Source organism: Acinetobacter sp. G18 (genome assembly GCF_052660225.1).
In genome coordinates this window covers 1,308,198-1,325,975 of record NZ_CP109658.1, presented here as the reverse complement: position 1 = coordinate 1,325,975, position 17,778 = coordinate 1,308,198, and the positions used below count along the sequence as shown (strand labels likewise).

Below are 17,778 nucleotides of genomic sequence, written 5' to 3'. Positions count from 1 at the left end.
AAAATCAGAATATAACATTTCGATCACTTGCTACGTTACTTAAAAAAACAATAAAAATGATTAAAAAACAGACTAGAATTATTTTTAGTTGAACAATAAATTAAATAGAAAGATAATAACTTTAGTAATGAAAATTTAACTTTTTAAAATTTTAGAGAACTTTAATGAATAATGCTAAAGCATTAAAACTTATAAACTTTGTGTTAGCCTTCCTGTGGATATATCAGGGACTTGTCCCTAAAATAATTTTTATTAATGCTGATGAAATTTTTGTGTGGCAATCAATAGGTCTTTCTTTTGAATATGCAAAACTTGCAGGCCGTGCAAGTGGTTTAGGCGAAATTATTTTTGGTTTATTGTTTGTATTTATAAACCAAAAATATATTCACTATTTAAGTATTTTGGGGTTGTTGAGTCTATTGCTTTTAATTGGTTTTCTCATACCTTCAACGCTGATCTCACCTTACAACCCTATCGTCATGAATATTTCGATGATAAGTTTATCAGTCATCTATCTGCTTTTATTAAAAGAGCAAACGACTTATTTGCATAAAACTGCTCAATAACGGCCTAAATTTTTTTAAAATTATATAGAGATTTCAATGAGTTTATCAAACCGTGAAGTTGGATGTGTGGTGATTACTGGAGGCACTAAGGGTATTGGTTTAGCACTCGCCCACGCGTTTTTAGAGCTTGGATGTTCGGTTGTGATCGCTGGCCGTAACTTAGAGTCTCTTAACCATGCATTTAGTTATTTAGAAACTCATTTCGATAAAGAAAAGTTCACTGGCCTATGCTGTGATGTCACACAAATATCAGACCTACAGAACCTATGGGATGTTGCCATACAGCATTTTGCTCAGGTAAATGTATGGATTAATAATGCAGGAAGCTGCCACCCTACCAAGGACTTTGTTGACCTTCAATCCGATGAATTAAACGCAGCCATTTCTACCAATATTTTAGGCACAATGCTTGGTTCTCAACTCGCTTTAAAAGGCATGCTCAAACAAGGTCATGGTCAAATCTTCAATATGGAAGGTTGGGGAAGCAACGGCGAATGGAGTGCTGGTATGACTGCCTACGCTACAACTAAAAGAGCGGTAAGTTATTTTAGTAAAGCACTTTATAAAGAGACTAAGTCGACCTCTATTTTAACTGGTACTCTCAGCCCAGGCATGGTGGCAACCGACTTGTTAGTTTCGTCTTGGACAAATGGCAACGTACAAAACTGGAAAAAGATGAAACGCTTATTTTTCTTTGTGATTGACCCACCTGAGGTGGTTTGTGCGTATTTAGCAAAACAAATTCTTCAAAACAAAAAAACAAACCAACGCATCGCATGGATGACGCCTTGGAAGCTTTTCCTTAGATTTTTACAGCCGTATTACTGGCGCAGAAACCCGGTTAAAGGCACGGCGTTAGAGCACCTATAGGTGGGTTTAATATGATTAACCAACTCACTTCATTAAATGACGGTTTGATTGGTAAATCCAGAGAATTTAGCAATTAGCTACTCTTTCCTGTAGAAAAGCCTCAGTAAAAGTACTTCTAAGAAGACTTATTACTGAGGCTTATAATTAATCAATACTCTCATTCTCTGAGACATTATCTTTATTTAAAATCTGTCCTTCTCGTTTTGGTCGAATCAATGGTGCAGTTGGTCTAGGGTGATGAGTATGGGTGTATTGCATGCCCACCCCCGCATTTACATCATCTGCTGCAATTTCAGTTTCAAAACGCTCATTATCCAAATCTCGAATTTCTTCGGTAATTCTTTCTACTTCGTCTTCATCTACACCAAGCTCTTGCAAAATAACGCCACCAAACTTAATTGCAGACTCGAACGTTTCACGGATCATAAAGTCCACTTTTTGTTTGACTAAATGCAATGAATGCTCACGGTCATATGAGCGTACTAATAATTTTGCCAAAGGAAATTCGTGAGTCACGAGTTCTACGATTCTATTGGTTGTGTCCTTACTATCTACACAAACCACTATCGCTTGTGCAGTTGCAGCGCCAGAAGCATGTAAAATATCGAGGCGGCAACCATCGCCATAATAAATTTTAAAACCAAACTTTTCGGCGTTTCGAATCATGTCAGTATTATTATCAATAATGGTGACATCTACGCCTCTTGCCAACAGTAATTGACTAGTTACCTGCCCAAAGCGCCCGAAACCAATCATTAAAACACTACCGCTTAGTCCATCCGCAATATTAATGTTTTCCAATGAAACTTTTTCTTTCGCTTGAGTAAACCGTTTAAAAATAATACCCACTATTGGAGTCAATACCATTGAAAGTACAACAATAGCAGTAAGGTTAGATTTAACGGTACTATCAATAACTTGAGCACTTAATGCAGCAGAGAAAAGTACAAAAGCAAACTCGCCACCTTGTGCCATAAGTAAAGCGCGATCTAAGGCTTCAGTATGAGGGCTTTTCGTTAATCGAGCGACTATATAAATCATGAGTGCTTTGGCAAACATTAGGGCAATTACACCACTCACAATGAGCTGCCAGTTTTGAGCAACTACAGATAAGTCCAGTGACATACCAACCCCAAGGAAAAACAGACCCAGTAAAATTCCTCGGAATGGTTCAATATCGGCTTCAATTTGATGTCTAAATGTAGATTCAGATAGAAGCACACCTGCTAAGAAAGCGCCCATCGCCATTGTCAAACCACTGACTTGCATGAGCAATGCGGCACCCAACACAACCAATAATGCAGCGGCTGTCATGACTTCTCGGGCTTTTGCAGCAGCCAAGAGTCTAAATAATGGATTAAGTAACCAATAGCCTGCCGCAATAAGTCCCGCAATTGCTAACAAACCAATTCCAATGTTTTCTAAACGTGCCGATGTACTTTCGACAACATGATTTGGTGCCATAAAAGCAACAATAGCCAGCAATGGCACAATCAATAAATCTTCAAATAATAATATGGCTACAATTTTTTGACCGCGGGGTTGCGTCAAATCACCTCGATCGCCCAATAACTGCATGACTATGGCGGTCGACGTTAATACAAACCCTGCTGCACCAATAAATGCCACTTGCCATGTAAAACCAAATAATAGTCCTACCCCAGTCAAAGCCAGTGCACAAATGATGATCTGTAGCGTACCAAGACCAAAAATTTCACGTCTTAAGCTCCACAAATGTGATGGCTGCATTTCCAAGCCAATCACAAAGAGGTACATCACAATTCCTAACTCGGCAATATGAAGAATTGCAGTGGAATCTTGAAAAAAAGCAAAACCAAATGGACCAATAATTAAGCCCGCAATTAAATAACCTAATACAGAACCCAAGCCAATACGTTTGAAAATAGGAACTGCGATTACAGCCGCTGCCAATAAAACCACTGGGGCAACCAGACTCATTGAATGTGCTTCTTCGCTCATACATTTCTCATTTTATTTATTTGCAATTCATTCTATGTGAAAAAGAGGTTTAGGGGCGATGCTTAGTGATGAGAAAAAGTATCCTAAAAATAAAATGACTTAAATGATCCTAAATCAAAAATTAAGCCTATATGATTGTCTCAAGTAAATGAAAAAGATCTGGTATATTAGCCCCTGATTGTTAGCTACCAATAAAACATAATTATGATTATCAAACCTAAAATTCGTGGTTTTATCTGCACTACCGCTCACCCGTCTGGCTGTGAAGCCCATGTTCGTGAGCAAATCGCCTATGTAAAATCCCGTGGCGAACTGAAAAACGGACCTAAAAAGGTTCTGGTGATTGGTGCATCTACTGGCTACGGTCTGGCTTCCCGTATCAATACCGCATTCGGCAGCGGTGCGGCAACTATCGGTGTTTTTTTCGAAAAACCGGGTAGTGAAAGCAAAACCGGCTCTGCGGGCTGGTATAACGCCGCCGCTTTTGATAAAGCCGCCAAAGAAGAAGGCCTGTATGCAAAAAGCATTAATGGTGATGCCTTCTCTAATGAATGCCGTCAGACTGTGATTGATTTGATTAAACAGGATTTGGGTCAGATTGATCTGGTTGTTTACTCACTGGCATCTCCGGTCCGCAAAATGCCGGAAACCGGTGAAATCGTTCGTTCTGCTTTAAAACCTATTGGCGAACCGTATAAATCTGTCGCGCTGAATACCGACAAAGACGTGCTGATCGAAGCCGTTGTTGAACCGGCCAATGAACAGGAAATCGCCGATACCATCAAAGTGATGGGCGGTCAGGACTGGGAACTGTGGATGAATGCATTAGATGAAGCCGGTGTTCTGACGGATAATGCACAGTCGGTTGCCTACACCTATATCGGTAGCGATTTAACATGGCCGATTTATTGGCATGGAACTTTGGGTAAGGCAAAAGAAGATTTGGATCGCGCTGCATCGGCGATTAATCAAAAATTACAGGCCAAAGGCGGTGCTGCCTATGTCGCTGTACTGAAATCCGTCGTCACTCAGTCATCTTCTGCAATTCCGGTTATGCCGTTATATATCTCTATCGTGTTTAAGACCATGAAAGAGAAAGGTATTCACGAAGGCTGTATTGAACAGACTCAGCGTTTATTTGCCACTAAGCTATTTAACGGCACCGCACTGGAAACCGATGAAAAACATCGTCTACGTCTGGATGACTGGGAGTTACGCGATGATGTGCAGAATACCTGCCGTGACATCTGGAAACAGCTGAATGATGATAATATTAATGAATTAACCGACTATCAGGGCTATAAAGCAGAGTTCCTGCGTTTATTTGGCTTTGGTCTGGACGGCGTTGATTATGATGCTGATTTAAGCGGTGAAGTTAACTTCGATGTAAAACAATTAGTCTAATCATTACTGAAAAACCCGCCGCCATCCTAATGATTCAGCGGTGGCGGGTTTATTTTGATTAAGCAATAAATTTCAACATAAGCTGAATCACTGTTGCATTAATTAAGTCGACAAAGAAAGCACCACATAGTGGAACAATCAAAAATGCCTTATGCGAAGGACCATACATATTAGTAATAGCTTGCATGTTTGCAACAGCAGTTGGAGTTGCACCCATACCAAAACCACAATGGCCTGCTGCTAAAACTGCCGCATCATAGTTTTTACCCATTACTCGGAAAGTCACGAAAGCTGCATATAAAGCCATGGTCAGTGTTTGTGCACCTAAAATAACCACAAGCGGACCAGCTAAGTCAGCAAGTTGCCAAAGCTTTAATGAAAGCAATGCCATTGCTAAATAAAGAGATAAAGAAGCATTACCAAACACATCAATCGCACGGTCGAAAATATCAATTTTCAAAACGCTTTCTAAAATGTTTCTTAAAATTACGCCGCCACCAAGTGCCCAAACGAAGGTTGGCAACTCAAACCATGTTCCCTTACTAAAGCCTGTCATAAATTCAGCAAACGCTAAACAGGCTGCAAACATACCCAATGTAGTAATTGCATTATCGGCTGTAATTAAACGAACTTGATGCGGATTTTCAAACGGCGCGAGATCATACGAATTTTGTTCAACATGCGTATCACGGTTTTGAATTTCCGCATTGGTTTTTGCTTGAGCTAAGCCATAACGATTAATCAGCAATTTAGCTAGTGGACCACCAATCACGCCACCAATGATCAAACCAAAAGTAGCGCTCGCCATACCTAGCGCTAATGCACCTTGTATACCATGCTGAGTTTCTAAAATTTCACCCCATGCACCTGCTGTACCATGACCACCCGTTAAAGTAATTGAACCTGCAATCAAACCAATAAGTGGGTCTAAACCCAACAAGGTGGCGAGGCTCATACCAACCGCATCTTGCACAACAATAAATGAAGCGACACATATTAAGAAGATAACTAAAGCAGTACCGCCCTCTTTAAGCTTCATGAAATTGGCACTTAAACCAATTGAAGCAAAGAACACGAGCATAAAGCTGGTTTGCAACTCACTGCTAAAAACAACGCTATATCCCCACAATGTGTGGACAAGTAAAGACACTACAGCAGCAACCAAACCACCAGCTACAGGTTCGGGGATATTGTAACGTTTTAAAAAATCAATCCGATTGACAAGAAAGCGGCCCAACAGTAGAACGATGACCGCCGAAATTAGTGTATAAAAACCATTAAAAACAAATTCCATATATACTACTTTCTAATTACATTTCTAATTGATTGTAAAATAATTATATTTTATTTTTTCATATGTAAAAAAAACACAAATAAACTTTACAAAATTACCCTAGCAATGTGTTTTTCACTATTCTTAAAAATAGCTTAAAATTTTTAATAATTTATAAAAATTTATCTAAAAATTATTATTAATTTATTAATATCAAAAACTTATATTAAAAAATTCATATTTTTATAGTATTTGTGACTTGATATCTTAAGCAAAAAATACTGTCTTTTAAGTCACTGAACTCCCCTATTTTTATCGTTAATATGCCTCAAAACCAGCTCGTTATTGCTCTGGGCAACATCTTTACAGGTTTTATATTCAATGAGTTTATTGCTTAAAGTTCGTCAAAATGTGCCGCAGGTGCAATCGCTTAAAACATCTCTTAAAAAACATGCTGGTCAGAAACTACCGCACATGCTAGCCAATGCATCAGATCTGTTTTTTAGAGGCCAGCAAATTGCCTTGTCAGGAAAAACGCCTTTTGATGTGATTTATAAGCATGAAATTATGAGCTTACGTCACTATAGAAATGAGGCTGAAGTTCCTACGCATAAACACCGCGTACCGTTGGTGATTGTTCCGCCATTGGCAGTCAACATGCTCATTTACGATTTATTCCCTACACGCAGCCTTATTCGTTACTTTTTGGCTCAAGGTTTTGATGTTTATTTAATAGACTGGGGCGTACCAACACTACATCAGGCAAAATATAATTTTGGTACTTATGTAAAAGTTTTTATGCCTGAATTGTTGAAGCAAGTTCGTGCACATAGTGGACAACAGCAGCTTTCATTACATGGCTGGAGTTTGGGCGGTGCACTTTCACTCTGCTATACCGCGTTATTTAAAGATAAAGATATTAAAAATCTGATTATTCTTGCTTCACCGATCGACACTCACAAAGCAGGCTATATGGGCAAACTCTATGGAAGCCTAACCAAACCTGCCGAATGGGTTCGCAAACACACACCTTTTCGTATTCGCCAACATGTACCAAGTAAAGTGTTCCATATACATGGCTGGCAAAACACTCTAGGTTTTAAATTAACTGACCCGATTGGCAACTTAAAAACTTATTGGCAACTTTTTAAAAATTTAGATAACCGAGAATTTATAGTAGACCACGCCACCTCTAGTTCATTTATAGATAACATGCTGGCTTATCCCGGCGGCGTGATGCGAGACATTATTCTTCGTTTCTGGATAGATAATGAACTTTCAACGGGCGTAGTTAAATTTGGTGAACTCACTGCCAATCTTAAAGATATTGAATGCTCTGTGTTAGCTGTAGGAGGTAGTACCGATATTATTGTGACCAGTGATGCTGTCAAGCCACTTATGGATTTAATTAGCAGCCAAGATAAAACGTTTAAAGTTGTCTCAGGTGGTCATATGGGTATAGTTTCCGGCAGCCAAGCACCTATTTCTGTTTGGCCAGAAATAAATAGCTGGTTAGCTACCCGTTCAAGTTAATTTACCCGTACATCAACACCAGTGTAGTCAATCAAATCTACACTGGTGAATATCAAATTTTGCAAAATTATTCTTTTTAATCACATTTATATTTCAATATATTTTATTCCAAAATTTTAAACCACCTTTATATTTTAAATATATAAATCTACAATAAGATAATATTACTTAGTGTCAAAAAATTATCACAAACACAAAAATTATAAAATTTATTTATAAAAAGTTTATTTTAAAAATAAAATATTTTATCAAACGTTAAAAAATAATTAATCAAAAAACCACACAGCAAGTTAATGCTTTTCTTTCAGAATGATTACCTTCTTAAAGGGGATGTTACTTTTTGTTATTTTTGTAAAGCTTACATCAATAAAATTTTGTAATAAATATTTGAAAAAAAAGTATTTTAAAAAATTAAGCTTTGTAAAATTTGATCATTATTTAAACAAATGTAGGTAATGTCTCACAAACATGTAGGCTAAAGCTTACAACACAAGCGATTGTTTTTCCTATAATTAATTTCAGTACATATAAGCACTCTTTACTATTAAATAGAAAGCTGAATATTAATAAAGAGATCTGGAGAAAATGATAAAGTCATCTTTATTAATATAAAAACTCTCAACAATAGAAAAAGAATCTCAAAAATTAATATGTACTATCTTTCCTCTGGAAACAGAGGAAAGATACCTTTTAATTCTTTAGATAGGATATAGAAAATGTTTATCGCAAAAAATATATTTGTATATTTACTATCAATGTTGGCTTTATGCTTAATGATTATTCTTTTTAACTATCTAGGAATGAATGAAACCTTAAACCTACTCATTTCTTCGGCTCTGTTTGGAATATTTATTACGTGGTATTACAAAGGTAGCGGTCTATGTATTGCTCTATTTAGTTTTTTCTATTGGGCAATGTTTGTGATTAGTCAAAGTTTAGAAGTGATATGGATGCTCGCGACTTCGGTTATTGTTTATCTCGTAATGACGAAACTAGTACCTAAGCTCAAGAACATTCATATCGGTATCGCATCTAATAGTTAAAATGGGTTTACTCCCCGATTGACCATTCCAACTTTCTTATCTGTATTAACCTTAGTTTGCTCTGCAACTAACAATTCATTTAAAAAGTTTTTGAGATTTTGTTGGTCTAGCGAAATTGGGTTAAAGGTATTTTCTCCCATCTTAAGAAAGAAAGCCTCAATATTTGTATTACGTTGTACATATTTCATTGACCACCGTTGAAAAGCGTTTTGGTCGATGGAATATGTGCATAACCATTTAACATTGTAGTGTCTTTCATCTTTTTGGATCTTTTCAAATAATTGCTCTACCACCTCTTGTTCGCCTTCTAAACATTGAAAAAATGCATTATCGGCATAATAAAGTACCCCACAAATCTCGTTTAAATCATTGAAATCACGAGCTTCAGTCAGGATATCACGCAAATCTTGTAGCAAATCTTCATTTTTTTCGTTTCGTTGGCTGGCATAACACAGTCGAACGTTCATAAGACTTCCGTGAAATATAAAATTTCATTACTAATTGAATTTTCAAATTAACACACCTTTCTTAGAATTACTTTATATTTCTTTCTTATAAAAATCATAACCTTAGGTATTTTCATAAAAGCCCAAATTTCGCTCAAACTCCCAAGGCTAAAAAATGTATTAAATCCCTAGTACTAGATTTTTTGTTTTATCGTGCTAAATATAGAGTACGGTTGTTGAGTTGTTTGAACATTACAAGTCGCAGTTTAGTTATTTTTTAATAAAAAAAACCACATCGGGTGATGTGGCAAAAGATGTAACGCAATAAACACTAAAAGAATCGGTGTAACAGAGAATATATATTAAGAATAAATAGAAATTATTAAAATAAACTTAATAAAATTATCACAATTAAAGATTATCTAAAAAAATTGATAAACCTTGAGGTGCTCTGCCTTCCAAGCGACTGCTGGTCGTTACACGCACTAAATTACTCCAAGTAATATTGCAGCAATGTCTGGTCAGTTTCTCAATCAGTAAAACATCCTCATGACATGGGATGGACTCAAAACCACCCACTTGCATAGAAGCAGCAGCACTAAAACTTAAATTTGCACCATGAATATGATGATGATCCATACAATCTTGATAATGTGACAAATACTTTTTTTGTTTTTGAGCCGATAAATGACTCAAATCATCTAAAGTGACAATACCGCAAATTGCATCGGTAGGTTGATGCCGAATTTGACAACTTAACCAGTCTGAACTAACTATAGTGTCGGCATCTGTACAGGCAATCCAGCTTGCTCCATTTTGAATAAGTTGGCGAATACCCAAATCCCGAGCCTTGCCAACGCATTTATAATCACATTCAATCCAATTTACTGCGTAACGCTGTACAACTAAACGCGACATATCTGTACAGCTATCTAGTACAACCATGACCTCGATTTGTTCATGTGGAACTCTTTCGATTGCAACCTGAATCGAATGTAAACAGGCAGACAAATATTGCTCTTCGTTATGCGCTGGAACTACCACACCTATTTTCATCGTAATTGTTCTCGCTGAGCTATGGATGATGTGCTAACCGTCCAAACATCAACCATAAAATCTGGATCGTTTAGGCTTAAATAGTGATGAAATGGAAAATATTGCTGAAAGCTTTGGTGAACTTGCTGCGCATTCAATTCAAAATCTTGAATATTGTGTCGCCAATGGCAACAAAGAATTTCCCCTTCTGGCTTTAATGCATGCTTTAATTTTTTAATAAACTCATCTAACTCATCACATGTGAGGTAATACGCCACTTCACTAATCACGATCAGGTCAAATTTTTGTTCGTACAACTCTTCAGGGATTTTTCTATTTTCTATAGTTACATGTTCAAATGATTGTAAACGCTGAGTCGCTAAATGAACGGCGTGTTCAGATACATCAATACATAAAAGATGAGCCGCACGTTTTGCCAAATGAACACTTAAATGCCCATTTGAACAGCCAATTTCCAAAACATTTTGATAATGTGGTCGTGTTAATAATGCAAGACAGATTTGTCTTTTACGGGCTTCATACCAGTGATAATCATAGCCCCACGGATCATTATTAGTACGATACAACTCCTCAAAATACATACGAGAATGAGTCACTCAGATATACCTCATAAGGCATTAAAAGACGGCTAATTGCACTTGAAGACAAAACAGCGGAATTACCAGTGCTTTCATCGGCTTCAAGTTGTGTTTTAAACTGCATAAGCGCTTGATGTTTTTTAATTAACTGATTTTCCGTTAGGGCATAAGCTTTTGCTTTAGACCAATCAATCCGTGAGTCTAAAGGCTCTGCCCAATGCCATGCCCAAATCAATACATGTAGACAGAGTAACTGATGAGCTTTTGCAAAGGCCTGTACCGTTTTTCCGACGGCTTCGTGGTCGGGATGACCATCAAATTCATAGCTACAAACTAAAATATCTTCGGGCTGAACGATTCTGCTGAGCGCTTGATTCAACTGACGAGTCTGCAAATGAATCTGACCATCCATAAGATTTAAAGCTATTCGTTCAGAATGATCTGACACACCTAGACTATCCAAAGCAGCTAAAGTTTCTTGTGGCCGTAAATCGTTTAATTGGTCGGGGCTGTATTTTGTTGAGTGCGGATGGCTTTGCGTTCCATTACTGACCGCCAAAATAATAATGTGGCAGTTTTCTTTGACTAGCTGTTGCATTAAACCACCACAACCCAGCACTTCGTCATCAGGATGCGGCGCAACAATCACAACTCTTTTAGATTGAAATAACTGTAAATTCAGCCCATCTAAAGGCTGCTTTTTAAATGCCTCTAGCCATCTGAACTTCGATGTACCCTCGCCTGAAATCACGCGGTCCTCGACCAAGGGATGCTTTACAGTTCCCATAAGCTTTTCTCCGACAAACAGAGTTCTGCAATAGACTCATAGTCAAAAGCTGCATGGCTCTGTCGAATAAAGACGGGCAAATCAGCAATGAGCTGAGAAAATATAGCTTCTTCACAATAAGGCCTTGCGCCTAAAGCTTTACCAACGATTTGAATAACACTCTGGCAGCATTGTTCTGTTTGGGCACGTAATATACGGATTTCACGCTCATGGCTGAGCATAGGCTCATCATCTATAAGCTTGGCAATATATTGAAAATACTGTTTGGTTACAGAAAGCTGTTGAGCTAGCTCTCCTAAATACATTTTTTTAAATGCGTTTGGATTAAGTTTGCAGCTTTCATGTAGAAAGCCAACTAAGCGTACCGCCGCACCATACCAACACGCAGCGACACCAGCGGCACCATGCCAAAATCCGGGACGCTCCAAATAGCGATTTGGCTGACCTATAACAGTAACGGGAGTATTGTCAAAATGTACTTGGGCTGTTTGAGTTCCCCACATGCCGACTGCTTGCCAGTGGCTGAGGTCAACCTGAACCGAAGGATGAGCCAATTCAACAATACAAAGCTGTGCTTGACCTTGTTTGTCCCTATAGCTCATTAAGGCTTTTTGAATAAACTCAGCACCTGAACACCAAGTTTTGATACCGCTACAGTGATTGTTCTCTACTTGTATGGGTACAGGCCCACCCTCTGCTGCCCATATTGCCCAAGTCTGGTTGTCTATTTCAGCTTGATAACCCAGTTCATTTAAAATACTTAAAGCATCACAATGCGACTCAAATAATTTAGCAAGACTTAAGTCGTACCCTGCAATTTGAGCAAACATTTGCCACCGCTGATAGGTTTGACCTGATGCGGGATAGGGTAAATTTTTAGCCAAATCTACCAATTTGTAGAGTAAATCTTGGCGTAGCTGACTTTTGTTTTCAGCATGAGTATCTTCAAACTCATTCAACATACTCAAGATTTTCATATTTATAGATATTTTAATATTCATTACAAATAATTATTCAAAAGTATTCACTTAAACATATCGAAATAATTCTGTTTATTTAAAGATAAAAAATGTAATAAAAAGATATTTTATACAATCTTTATTAAATGAATATTTCTTTTTATTTCATTGTTATTTAACTATATTGCTTAAGTGAAATTATAAAATAATCATGTAAGGTTTATTAAAAAACAAAGATTTCTCTGATTTTATCCAGTAATTTAGTTTCTACGGTTTTCTATTTCCAAAGAAGAGGTCAAAAAATGAATACTTTAAATATTAATGATATTAAAAAACATGCCGACGTTATTGCTTCTTGTGGCACAAAAGTAGGAACTGTCGATCACCTTGAAGGTGAAAACCAGTTAAAACTTACTCGTGATGAAAACGATCAACACCACCTTATTCCAACGTCTTGGATTGGTGAGGTAAAAGATGATCAAGTGATTTTAAATAAAAATTCACAAGAAGTTAAAGAAAACTGGCAAGCGATTTAAGTCTTTGGCAGAGTTATTTTATAACTCTGCCGCCTATTTAAAATATAAATAACAACTAAAATAAAAATATCAGACTTAAAAAATAAAAAGCTCCTTTTTCATTAAGGAGCTTTTTATTTATATCATTAAAATTTTATTTAATATTTTTATAAATTACTCTGATTTATAGCAACCGAACGGGTTTCTTTACGCTTTCGGGTCACAACCAATCCGCAAACCACCACAGCCAAAGTCACACCTAAAGATAAAGTTGTTTCATAACTATATGCAGGTGATAAGAACATATAAGCGAGCACACTTAAAATAATGATAATCACAAACCAAGTCAGCCATGGAAATAACCACATTTTAAATGGAACTTCCGCTCCAACTGCCTCTAGCTTATGTCTTAAACGTAACTGTGAGAACGCAATAACTAAGTACACCAGCAACGCAATTGACCCTGTACTTGAGAGCAATAAGCTAAATACTTTTCCTGGAAATACATAGTTAATAACACAGCACACTAAACCAATAAATGTTGAGGAAAACACCGCAATTGCTGGTACACCCGCATAATTCACTTTAGTGACTGCCTGCGGTGCTTCATTGCGTGTTCCTAAGCGGAATAACATACGAGAAGACGTATAAATTGCAGCATTCATACAGCTTGCCACGGCGATAAACACAACCGTATCAATAATAAGTTTAGTACCCGGTACGTTTAAGCTCATTAAAACGTATTGGAATGTCCCGTACTTCTGTAAGTCCGGTGAACGCCAATCGACAAGTGAAACGGCAATAAACATTGAGACCACAAAGAAAAGAATAATACGGTACAGCACCAAATTGGTGGCACGTCTAATTTTCTGTTTAGGGTTGGATGACTCTGCCGCGGCAATCGAGACAATTTCTACCCCAAAAAATGAAAATGCCGTAATTAAAATGGCAGATAAAATACCTCCCATACCGTGCGGCATAAAACCAGCGTTGTTATATAAATTGGCAACACCGCTAACATTTTTAGCTAAAGGCCAAACACCTGAAATTGCCAAAATACCAATAATAATGAAGCCAATAATGGCAACGACTTTGACTAATGAAAACCAGAACTCAAACTCGCCAAAACTTTTGGTACTAAAAAAGTTGGCTAAGCTTAAGAACACAATAAAGCAAAATGCATAAATAGAAACTGAAACACCCGGAAACCACGAATGTAAAATTTCAGCCCCTGCGATGGCTTCTACCGGAATCGCAAGCACCCAAAACCACCAATATAACCAACCAATCGTAAACCCTGCCCACGGGCCAATTGCTTTACGGGCATAGGTAGAAAATGAACCAGTGTCTGGCTCTAAAACGGCCATTTCACCTAACATGCGCATCACCAGAAATACCATAATGCTGGTAATCAGGTATGCAAGAATCACTGCGGGGCCTGCTTTGGCAATTGCAGAAGATGAACCGACAAATAAACCTGCGCCAATAACACCGCCAATACTAATCATTGTGATATGGCGATTTGAAAGTCCTTCGCCTAATTTTTTTGTTCTATCATTATTCATATTTCATTCCTTAAAAATATATCCATAAAAACAATCTATTACATGTTCAAAATCCTATGTTATGAAAAAGGGAAAACCTAATGTTTTCCCCTTGTTGCAATAATTAATTTAAAGTTGGCATTGAGAACTGTTTTGCTTCACGGACTTGAGTCGAAGGCCAGCGCTGTGTAATGGTTTTACGGCGTGTGTAGAAACGGACGCCATCTGGACCATACGCATGTAAATCACCAAACAACGAACGTTTCCAACCACCAAAGCTATGGTAAGCAACAGGTACTGGTAAAGGCACATTAATACCGACCATACCCACTTGAATGTGGCTGCTAAAATAGCGTGCTGCTTCCCCATCACGGGTATAGATACAAGTACCGTTGCCATATTCATGGTCATTAATCAGTTGCATCGCTTCTTGCATACTATTCACACGCATAACTTGCAACACAGGACCAAAAATTTCTTGCTGGTAGCTGGTCATGTTTGGAGTGACTTGATCAATTAAAGTTGGTCCAACAAAGAAACCTTTTTCGTAGCCTGTTGGTTTTGCATCACGGCCATCTACCACAATTTTTGCGCCTTGCTGTTCTGCACTTTGAATATAAGCCTGTACTTTGTCTTTGTGCGCTTGGGTAATAAGCGGACCAAAGTCGTTACTTGCATCGGCATAGTTACCGAACTTCAATTTTTTCATTTCTTGAGTCAGCTTATCAATCACAACATCGGCAACTTCATCGCCAATAGCAACCGCAACCGAAAGTGCCATACAACGTTCGCCAGAAGAGCCAAAAGCAGCACCTAGCAATGAAGTGACTACGTTATCAATATCGGCATCAGGCATGATAATCGCGTGGTTTTTTGCACCGCCTAATGCTTGGCAACGTTTACCTGTTGAAGTCGCTGTACGGTAAATATATTCAGCAATTGGCGTCGAACCTACAAAGCTGACTGCCTGAATACGCGGATGATGCAATAAGGCATCTACCGCCTCTTTGTCACCATTCACCACATTAAACACGCCGTCAGGTAAACCCGCTTGTTTTAATAATTCTGCGAGGTATAAAACCACAGAAGGCGCTTTTTCAGAAGGTTTTAAAATAAAGCAGTTACCGCAGACTAGTGCCATTGGGAACATCCATAAAGCGACCATGGCTGGGAAGTTAAAAGGCGTAATACCAGCGACAACACCTAACGGTTGGAACTCGCTCCATGAGTCGATATCTGGACCGACATTTTTTGAAAACTCCCCTTTTAAAAGCTCTGGTGCACCGCAAGCATATTCAACATTTTCTATACCACGTTGTAATTCACCTTGAGCATCATGAGAAATTTTACCGTGCTCTTGCCCAATCAAAGCGCAAATCTTTTCTGCATTTTGTTCTAATAATTGTTTGAACTTGAACATGACACGCGCACGTTTAATAACCGGTGTATCACGCCATGCAGGAAATGCTTGTTCGGCTACTTGAACTGCTTCATTTACCGTTTGGGCATCTGCAATTTCGACTTCTTTACTAATTTCACCCGTCGCAGGATTGTAAACTGGCTGTTTTCTTGCCGTTTTAGATACAATTCTTCCTTGAATGAAATGCCCTAGCACTTTTTTGGCTTGTTCACTATGCGTACCATTTTCAGTTGAAACTTCTTCATAGCTAAAATCTTCTAGGCCATTTGTCATTGTTGTTACTCCTTACTACAATTAATTTCAGATCAAACTGTATTTTCATTTAGTTCTTAAAAAGCATCTATTACCGTTATAGATACCCATGAAATGTCTCTAAGCCTTATTTCACTTGATAAAGCGCATCGCCCACGGCATTCATTAAGCGGTCAATATCAGCCTCAGTGCTGTTAAACATTGGACCGAACTGAAGCGTGTCACCCCCAAAGCGAACATAGAATCCTTCTTTCCAGAGTTTCATACCGAGTTCAAAGCCTCGAATGGTGGCATCGCCATCACGCGGAGCTAACTGCAACGCACCAATCAAGCCACAGTTGCGAATATCTAAAATGTGCGGTGCGCCTTTTAAACCATGCAACATTTTTTCAAAACTTGGAGCCAACGCCGCCGATTGAGCTAATAAGTTTTTCTTTTCTAAAACTTCAAGCGCAGCTAAAGCAGCCGCACAAGCAACCGGATGTGCTGAATAGGTATAGCCGTGAGTAAATTCAATAGCATGCTCTGGTAGATCTTGCTGCATAAAGGCTGAGTAAATTTCATGGCTTGCCACCACACCACCTAAAGGAATAGCACCATTGGTCACCTGTTTCGCAAAGTTCAAAATATCTGGTGTTACCCCAAAGTACTCTGCCCCTGTCCACGTTCCTAAACGGCCAAAACCTGTAATCACCTCATCAAAAATTAACAAGATGTCATGCTGGTCGCAGATCTCTCTTAAACGTTGTAAATAACCCGTTGGCGGCACAATACAACCCGCCGAACCAGAAATAGGCTCTACAATGACGGCTGCAATATTTGAAGCATCGTGTAGCTCAATTAACTTAAGCATTTCATTGGCAAGTTCTACCCCGCCTGTTTCTGCACAGCCTTTGGTAAAAGTTAAATTTGGCTGCAAGGTATGCGGTAAATGGTCTACATCCATAAGCTGACCAAACATTTTGCGGTTGCCGCCAATCCCACCTAGGCTTGTCCCCGCAACATTTACCCCATGATAGCCACGGGCGCGACCAATCAATTTGGTTTTGCTTGGCTTACCTTTAATGCGCCAATAGGCACGTGCCATTTTGATAGACGTATCTGCCGACTCTGAACCTGAGTTGGTAAAGAAAACGTGTTGTAGTTTTTCAGGCATGTGCTGAACAATTTTATCTGCCAGCTTAAAAGACAACGGATGACCGAACTGAAAAGCTGGCGAGTAGTCTAGCTGACCTAACTGAGCACTTACCGCTTGTTGAATTTCGGGTAAGGTATGACCAGCACCACACGTCCATAAGCCCGAAAGTGAGTCATAAATTTCACGGCCTGAATCATCAATCAAGTATGACCCTTTTGCACCGACGATCATGCGCGGGTCTTTAGCAAAGTTTCGATTTGCAGAGAAAGGCATCCAGTGTGCCTGATAATTTATATGCATATTATTATTAGGTTGAACCGCATCTAAAGTATGCTCAGAGTCGCTAAATTTATCCGTATCAAACATAACCATTCCTGTTTATTTTCAAATTATGGTTTGAGTGTACATAGCGAC

Annotated in this window: 16 protein-coding genes; 6 read left to right on the top strand and 10 right to left on the bottom strand. The window is 38.4% G+C overall.

The window, feature by feature from the left end; all coding sequences use genetic code 11:
- The first annotated feature begins 164 nt into the window (after positions 1–164).
- Entirely contained in the window at positions 165–566 is a 402-nt protein-coding gene (locus NE363_RS06250; protein WP_445536047.1) for a DoxX-like family protein, read from the top strand.
- Between the two features lie 36 nt (positions 567–602).
- Positions 603–1,436 carry an SDR family NAD(P)-dependent oxidoreductase gene (locus NE363_RS06245; protein WP_445536046.1) on the top strand — a complete coding sequence of 278 codons (834 nt, stop codon included), beginning with the start codon at positions 603–605 and terminating at the stop codon, positions 1,434–1,436.
- 144 nt (positions 1,437–1,580) lie between these two features.
- Here NE363_RS06245 and NE363_RS06240 read toward each other — a convergent pair whose 3' ends face one another.
- The gene (locus NE363_RS06240; protein WP_049065650.1) at positions 1,581–3,416 is read right to left on the bottom strand and encodes a monovalent cation:proton antiporter-2 (CPA2) family protein; all 1,836 of its coding nucleotides are present in this window, start codon (positions 3,414–3,416) and stop codon (positions 1,581–1,583) included.
- 204 nt (positions 3,417–3,620) lie between these two features.
- Between NE363_RS06240 and fabV the strand changes: the two genes are divergently transcribed.
- Positions 3,621–4,820 (top strand): enoyl-ACP reductase FabV, encoded by a 1,200-nt coding sequence (fabV, locus tag NE363_RS06235; RefSeq protein ID WP_445536045.1) that lies wholly within the window; start codon positions 3,621–3,623, stop codon positions 4,818–4,820.
- 58 nt (positions 4,821–4,878) lie between these two features.
- On the opposite strand, the gene gltS is transcribed toward fabV, so the two are convergent.
- Entirely contained in the window at positions 4,879–6,114 is a 1,236-nt protein-coding gene (gene gltS / locus NE363_RS06230; protein WP_049065649.1) for a sodium/glutamate symporter, read from the bottom strand.
- A 360-nt stretch (positions 6,115–6,474) separates the two neighbouring features.
- Here gltS and NE363_RS06225 point away from each other — a divergent pair, with 360 nt between their 5' ends.
- On the top strand, positions 6,475–7,626 hold the full coding sequence (locus tag NE363_RS06225) for an alpha/beta fold hydrolase (RefSeq protein WP_004700651.1): 1,152 nt from the start codon (positions 6,475–6,477) through the stop codon (positions 7,624–7,626).
- A 716-nt stretch (positions 7,627–8,342) separates the two neighbouring features.
- Complete coding sequence (locus NE363_RS06220) at positions 8,343–8,669, top strand: hypothetical protein (RefSeq protein WP_004700649.1); 327 nt, start codon at positions 8,343–8,345, stop codon at positions 8,667–8,669.
- Here NE363_RS06220 and NE363_RS06215 read toward each other — a convergent pair.
- The 5 genes from NE363_RS06215 to NE363_RS06195 all read right to left on the bottom strand — a co-directional run bounded on the left by NE363_RS06215 (position 8,666) and on the right by NE363_RS06195 (position 12,498).
- Positions 8,666–9,136, bottom strand: coding sequence for an AnBLUF65 family BLUF photoreceptors (locus NE363_RS06215; RefSeq protein ID WP_004700647.1), 471 nt, complete (start codon positions 9,134–9,136; stop codon positions 8,666–8,668). The genes NE363_RS06220 and NE363_RS06215 overlap by 4 nt on opposite strands.
- 390 nt (positions 9,137–9,526) lie before the next feature.
- Positions 9,527–10,171, bottom strand: a complete 645-nt coding sequence (locus tag NE363_RS06210; RefSeq protein WP_445536044.1) for a glycosyltransferase — start codon at positions 10,169–10,171, stop codon at positions 9,527–9,529.
- Positions 10,168–10,767 (bottom strand): class I SAM-dependent methyltransferase, encoded by a 600-nt coding sequence (locus tag NE363_RS06205; RefSeq protein ID WP_445536043.1) that lies wholly within the window; start codon positions 10,765–10,767, stop codon positions 10,168–10,170. The genes NE363_RS06210 and NE363_RS06205 overlap by 4 nt, the downstream gene beginning before the upstream one ends.
- Entirely contained in the window at positions 10,742–11,536 is a 795-nt protein-coding gene (locus NE363_RS06200) for a PIG-L deacetylase family protein (protein ID WP_445536042.1), read from the bottom strand. The genes NE363_RS06205 and NE363_RS06200 overlap by 26 nt, the downstream gene beginning before the upstream one ends.
- Positions 11,524–12,498: an acyl-CoA dehydrogenase gene (locus NE363_RS06195; protein WP_445536041.1), complete on the bottom strand. Its 975-nt coding sequence runs from the start codon at positions 12,496–12,498 to the stop codon at positions 11,524–11,526. The genes NE363_RS06200 and NE363_RS06195 overlap by 13 nt, the downstream gene beginning before the upstream one ends.
- A gap of 299 nt (positions 12,499–12,797) precedes the next feature.
- Between NE363_RS06195 and NE363_RS06190 the strand changes: the two genes are divergently transcribed.
- Entirely contained in the window at positions 12,798–13,031 is a 234-nt protein-coding gene (locus NE363_RS06190; RefSeq protein WP_049066400.1) for a DUF2171 domain-containing protein, read from the top strand.
- Positions 13,032–13,177: 146 nt separating this feature from the next.
- Here the strand turns inward: NE363_RS06190 and NE363_RS06185 are convergent, their stop codons facing one another.
- The 3 genes from NE363_RS06185 to NE363_RS06175 all read right to left on the bottom strand — a co-directional run bounded on the left by NE363_RS06185 (position 13,178) and on the right by NE363_RS06175 (position 17,736).
- Complete coding sequence (locus tag NE363_RS06185; RefSeq protein WP_445536040.1) at positions 13,178–14,575, bottom strand: amino acid permease; 1,398 nt, start codon at positions 14,573–14,575, stop codon at positions 13,178–13,180.
- A gap of 103 nt (positions 14,576–14,678) precedes the next feature.
- Positions 14,679–16,247 carry a CoA-acylating methylmalonate-semialdehyde dehydrogenase gene (locus tag NE363_RS06180; protein WP_174745743.1) on the bottom strand — a complete coding sequence of 523 codons (1,569 nt, stop codon included), beginning with the start codon at positions 16,245–16,247 and terminating at the stop codon, positions 14,679–14,681.
- A 106-nt stretch (positions 16,248–16,353) separates the two neighbouring features.
- Positions 16,354–17,736 (bottom strand): aspartate aminotransferase family protein, encoded by a 1,383-nt coding sequence (locus tag NE363_RS06175; protein WP_081401262.1) that lies wholly within the window; start codon positions 17,734–17,736, stop codon positions 16,354–16,356.
- Between the last annotated feature and the right edge of the window lie 42 nt (positions 17,737–17,778).

Excerpts from the sequence above, each read along its gene's own strand:
- NE363_RS06175 (WP_081401262.1), bottom strand. The coding sequence starts at position 17,736 with ATGGTTATGTTTGATACGGATAAATTTAGCGACTCTGAGCATACTTTA.
- fabV (WP_445536045.1), top strand. The coding sequence starts at position 3,621 with ATGATTATCAAACCTAAAATTCGTGGTTTTATCTGCACTACCGCTCAC.
- NE363_RS06210 (WP_445536044.1), bottom strand. The coding sequence starts at position 10,171 with ATGAAAATAGGTGTGGTAGTTCCAGCGCATAACGAAGAGCAATATTTG.
- NE363_RS06245 (WP_445536046.1), top strand. The coding sequence starts at position 603 with ATGAGTTTATCAAACCGTGAAGTTGGATGTGTGGTGATTACTGGAGGC.
- NE363_RS06180 (WP_174745743.1), bottom strand. The coding sequence starts at position 16,247 with ATGACAAATGGCCTAGAAGATTTTAGCTATGAAGAAGTTTCAACTGAA.
- NE363_RS06215 (WP_004700647.1), bottom strand. The coding sequence starts at position 9,136 with ATGAACGTTCGACTGTGTTATGCCAGCCAACGAAACGAAAAAAATGAA.
- NE363_RS06250 (WP_445536047.1), top strand. The coding sequence starts at position 165 with ATGAATAATGCTAAAGCATTAAAACTTATAAACTTTGTGTTAGCCTTC.
- NE363_RS06200 (WP_445536042.1), bottom strand. The coding sequence starts at position 11,536 with ATGGGAACTGTAAAGCATCCCTTGGTCGAGGACCGCGTGATTTCAGGC.
- NE363_RS06225 (WP_004700651.1), top strand. The coding sequence starts at position 6,475 with ATGAGTTTATTGCTTAAAGTTCGTCAAAATGTGCCGCAGGTGCAATCG.
- NE363_RS06220 (WP_004700649.1), top strand. The coding sequence starts at position 8,343 with ATGTTTATCGCAAAAAATATATTTGTATATTTACTATCAATGTTGGCT.
- NE363_RS06190 (WP_049066400.1), top strand. The coding sequence starts at position 12,798 with ATGAATACTTTAAATATTAATGATATTAAAAAACATGCCGACGTTATT.
- gltS (WP_049065649.1), bottom strand. The coding sequence starts at position 6,114 with ATGGAATTTGTTTTTAATGGTTTTTATACACTAATTTCGGCGGTCATC.
- NE363_RS06240 (WP_049065650.1), bottom strand. The coding sequence starts at position 3,416 with ATGAGCGAAGAAGCACATTCAATGAGTCTGGTTGCCCCAGTGGTTTTA.
- NE363_RS06185 (WP_445536040.1), bottom strand. The coding sequence starts at position 14,575 with ATGAATAATGATAGAACAAAAAAATTAGGCGAAGGACTTTCAAATCGC.
- NE363_RS06195 (WP_445536041.1), bottom strand. The coding sequence starts at position 12,498 with ATGTTGAATGAGTTTGAAGATACTCATGCTGAAAACAAAAGTCAGCTA.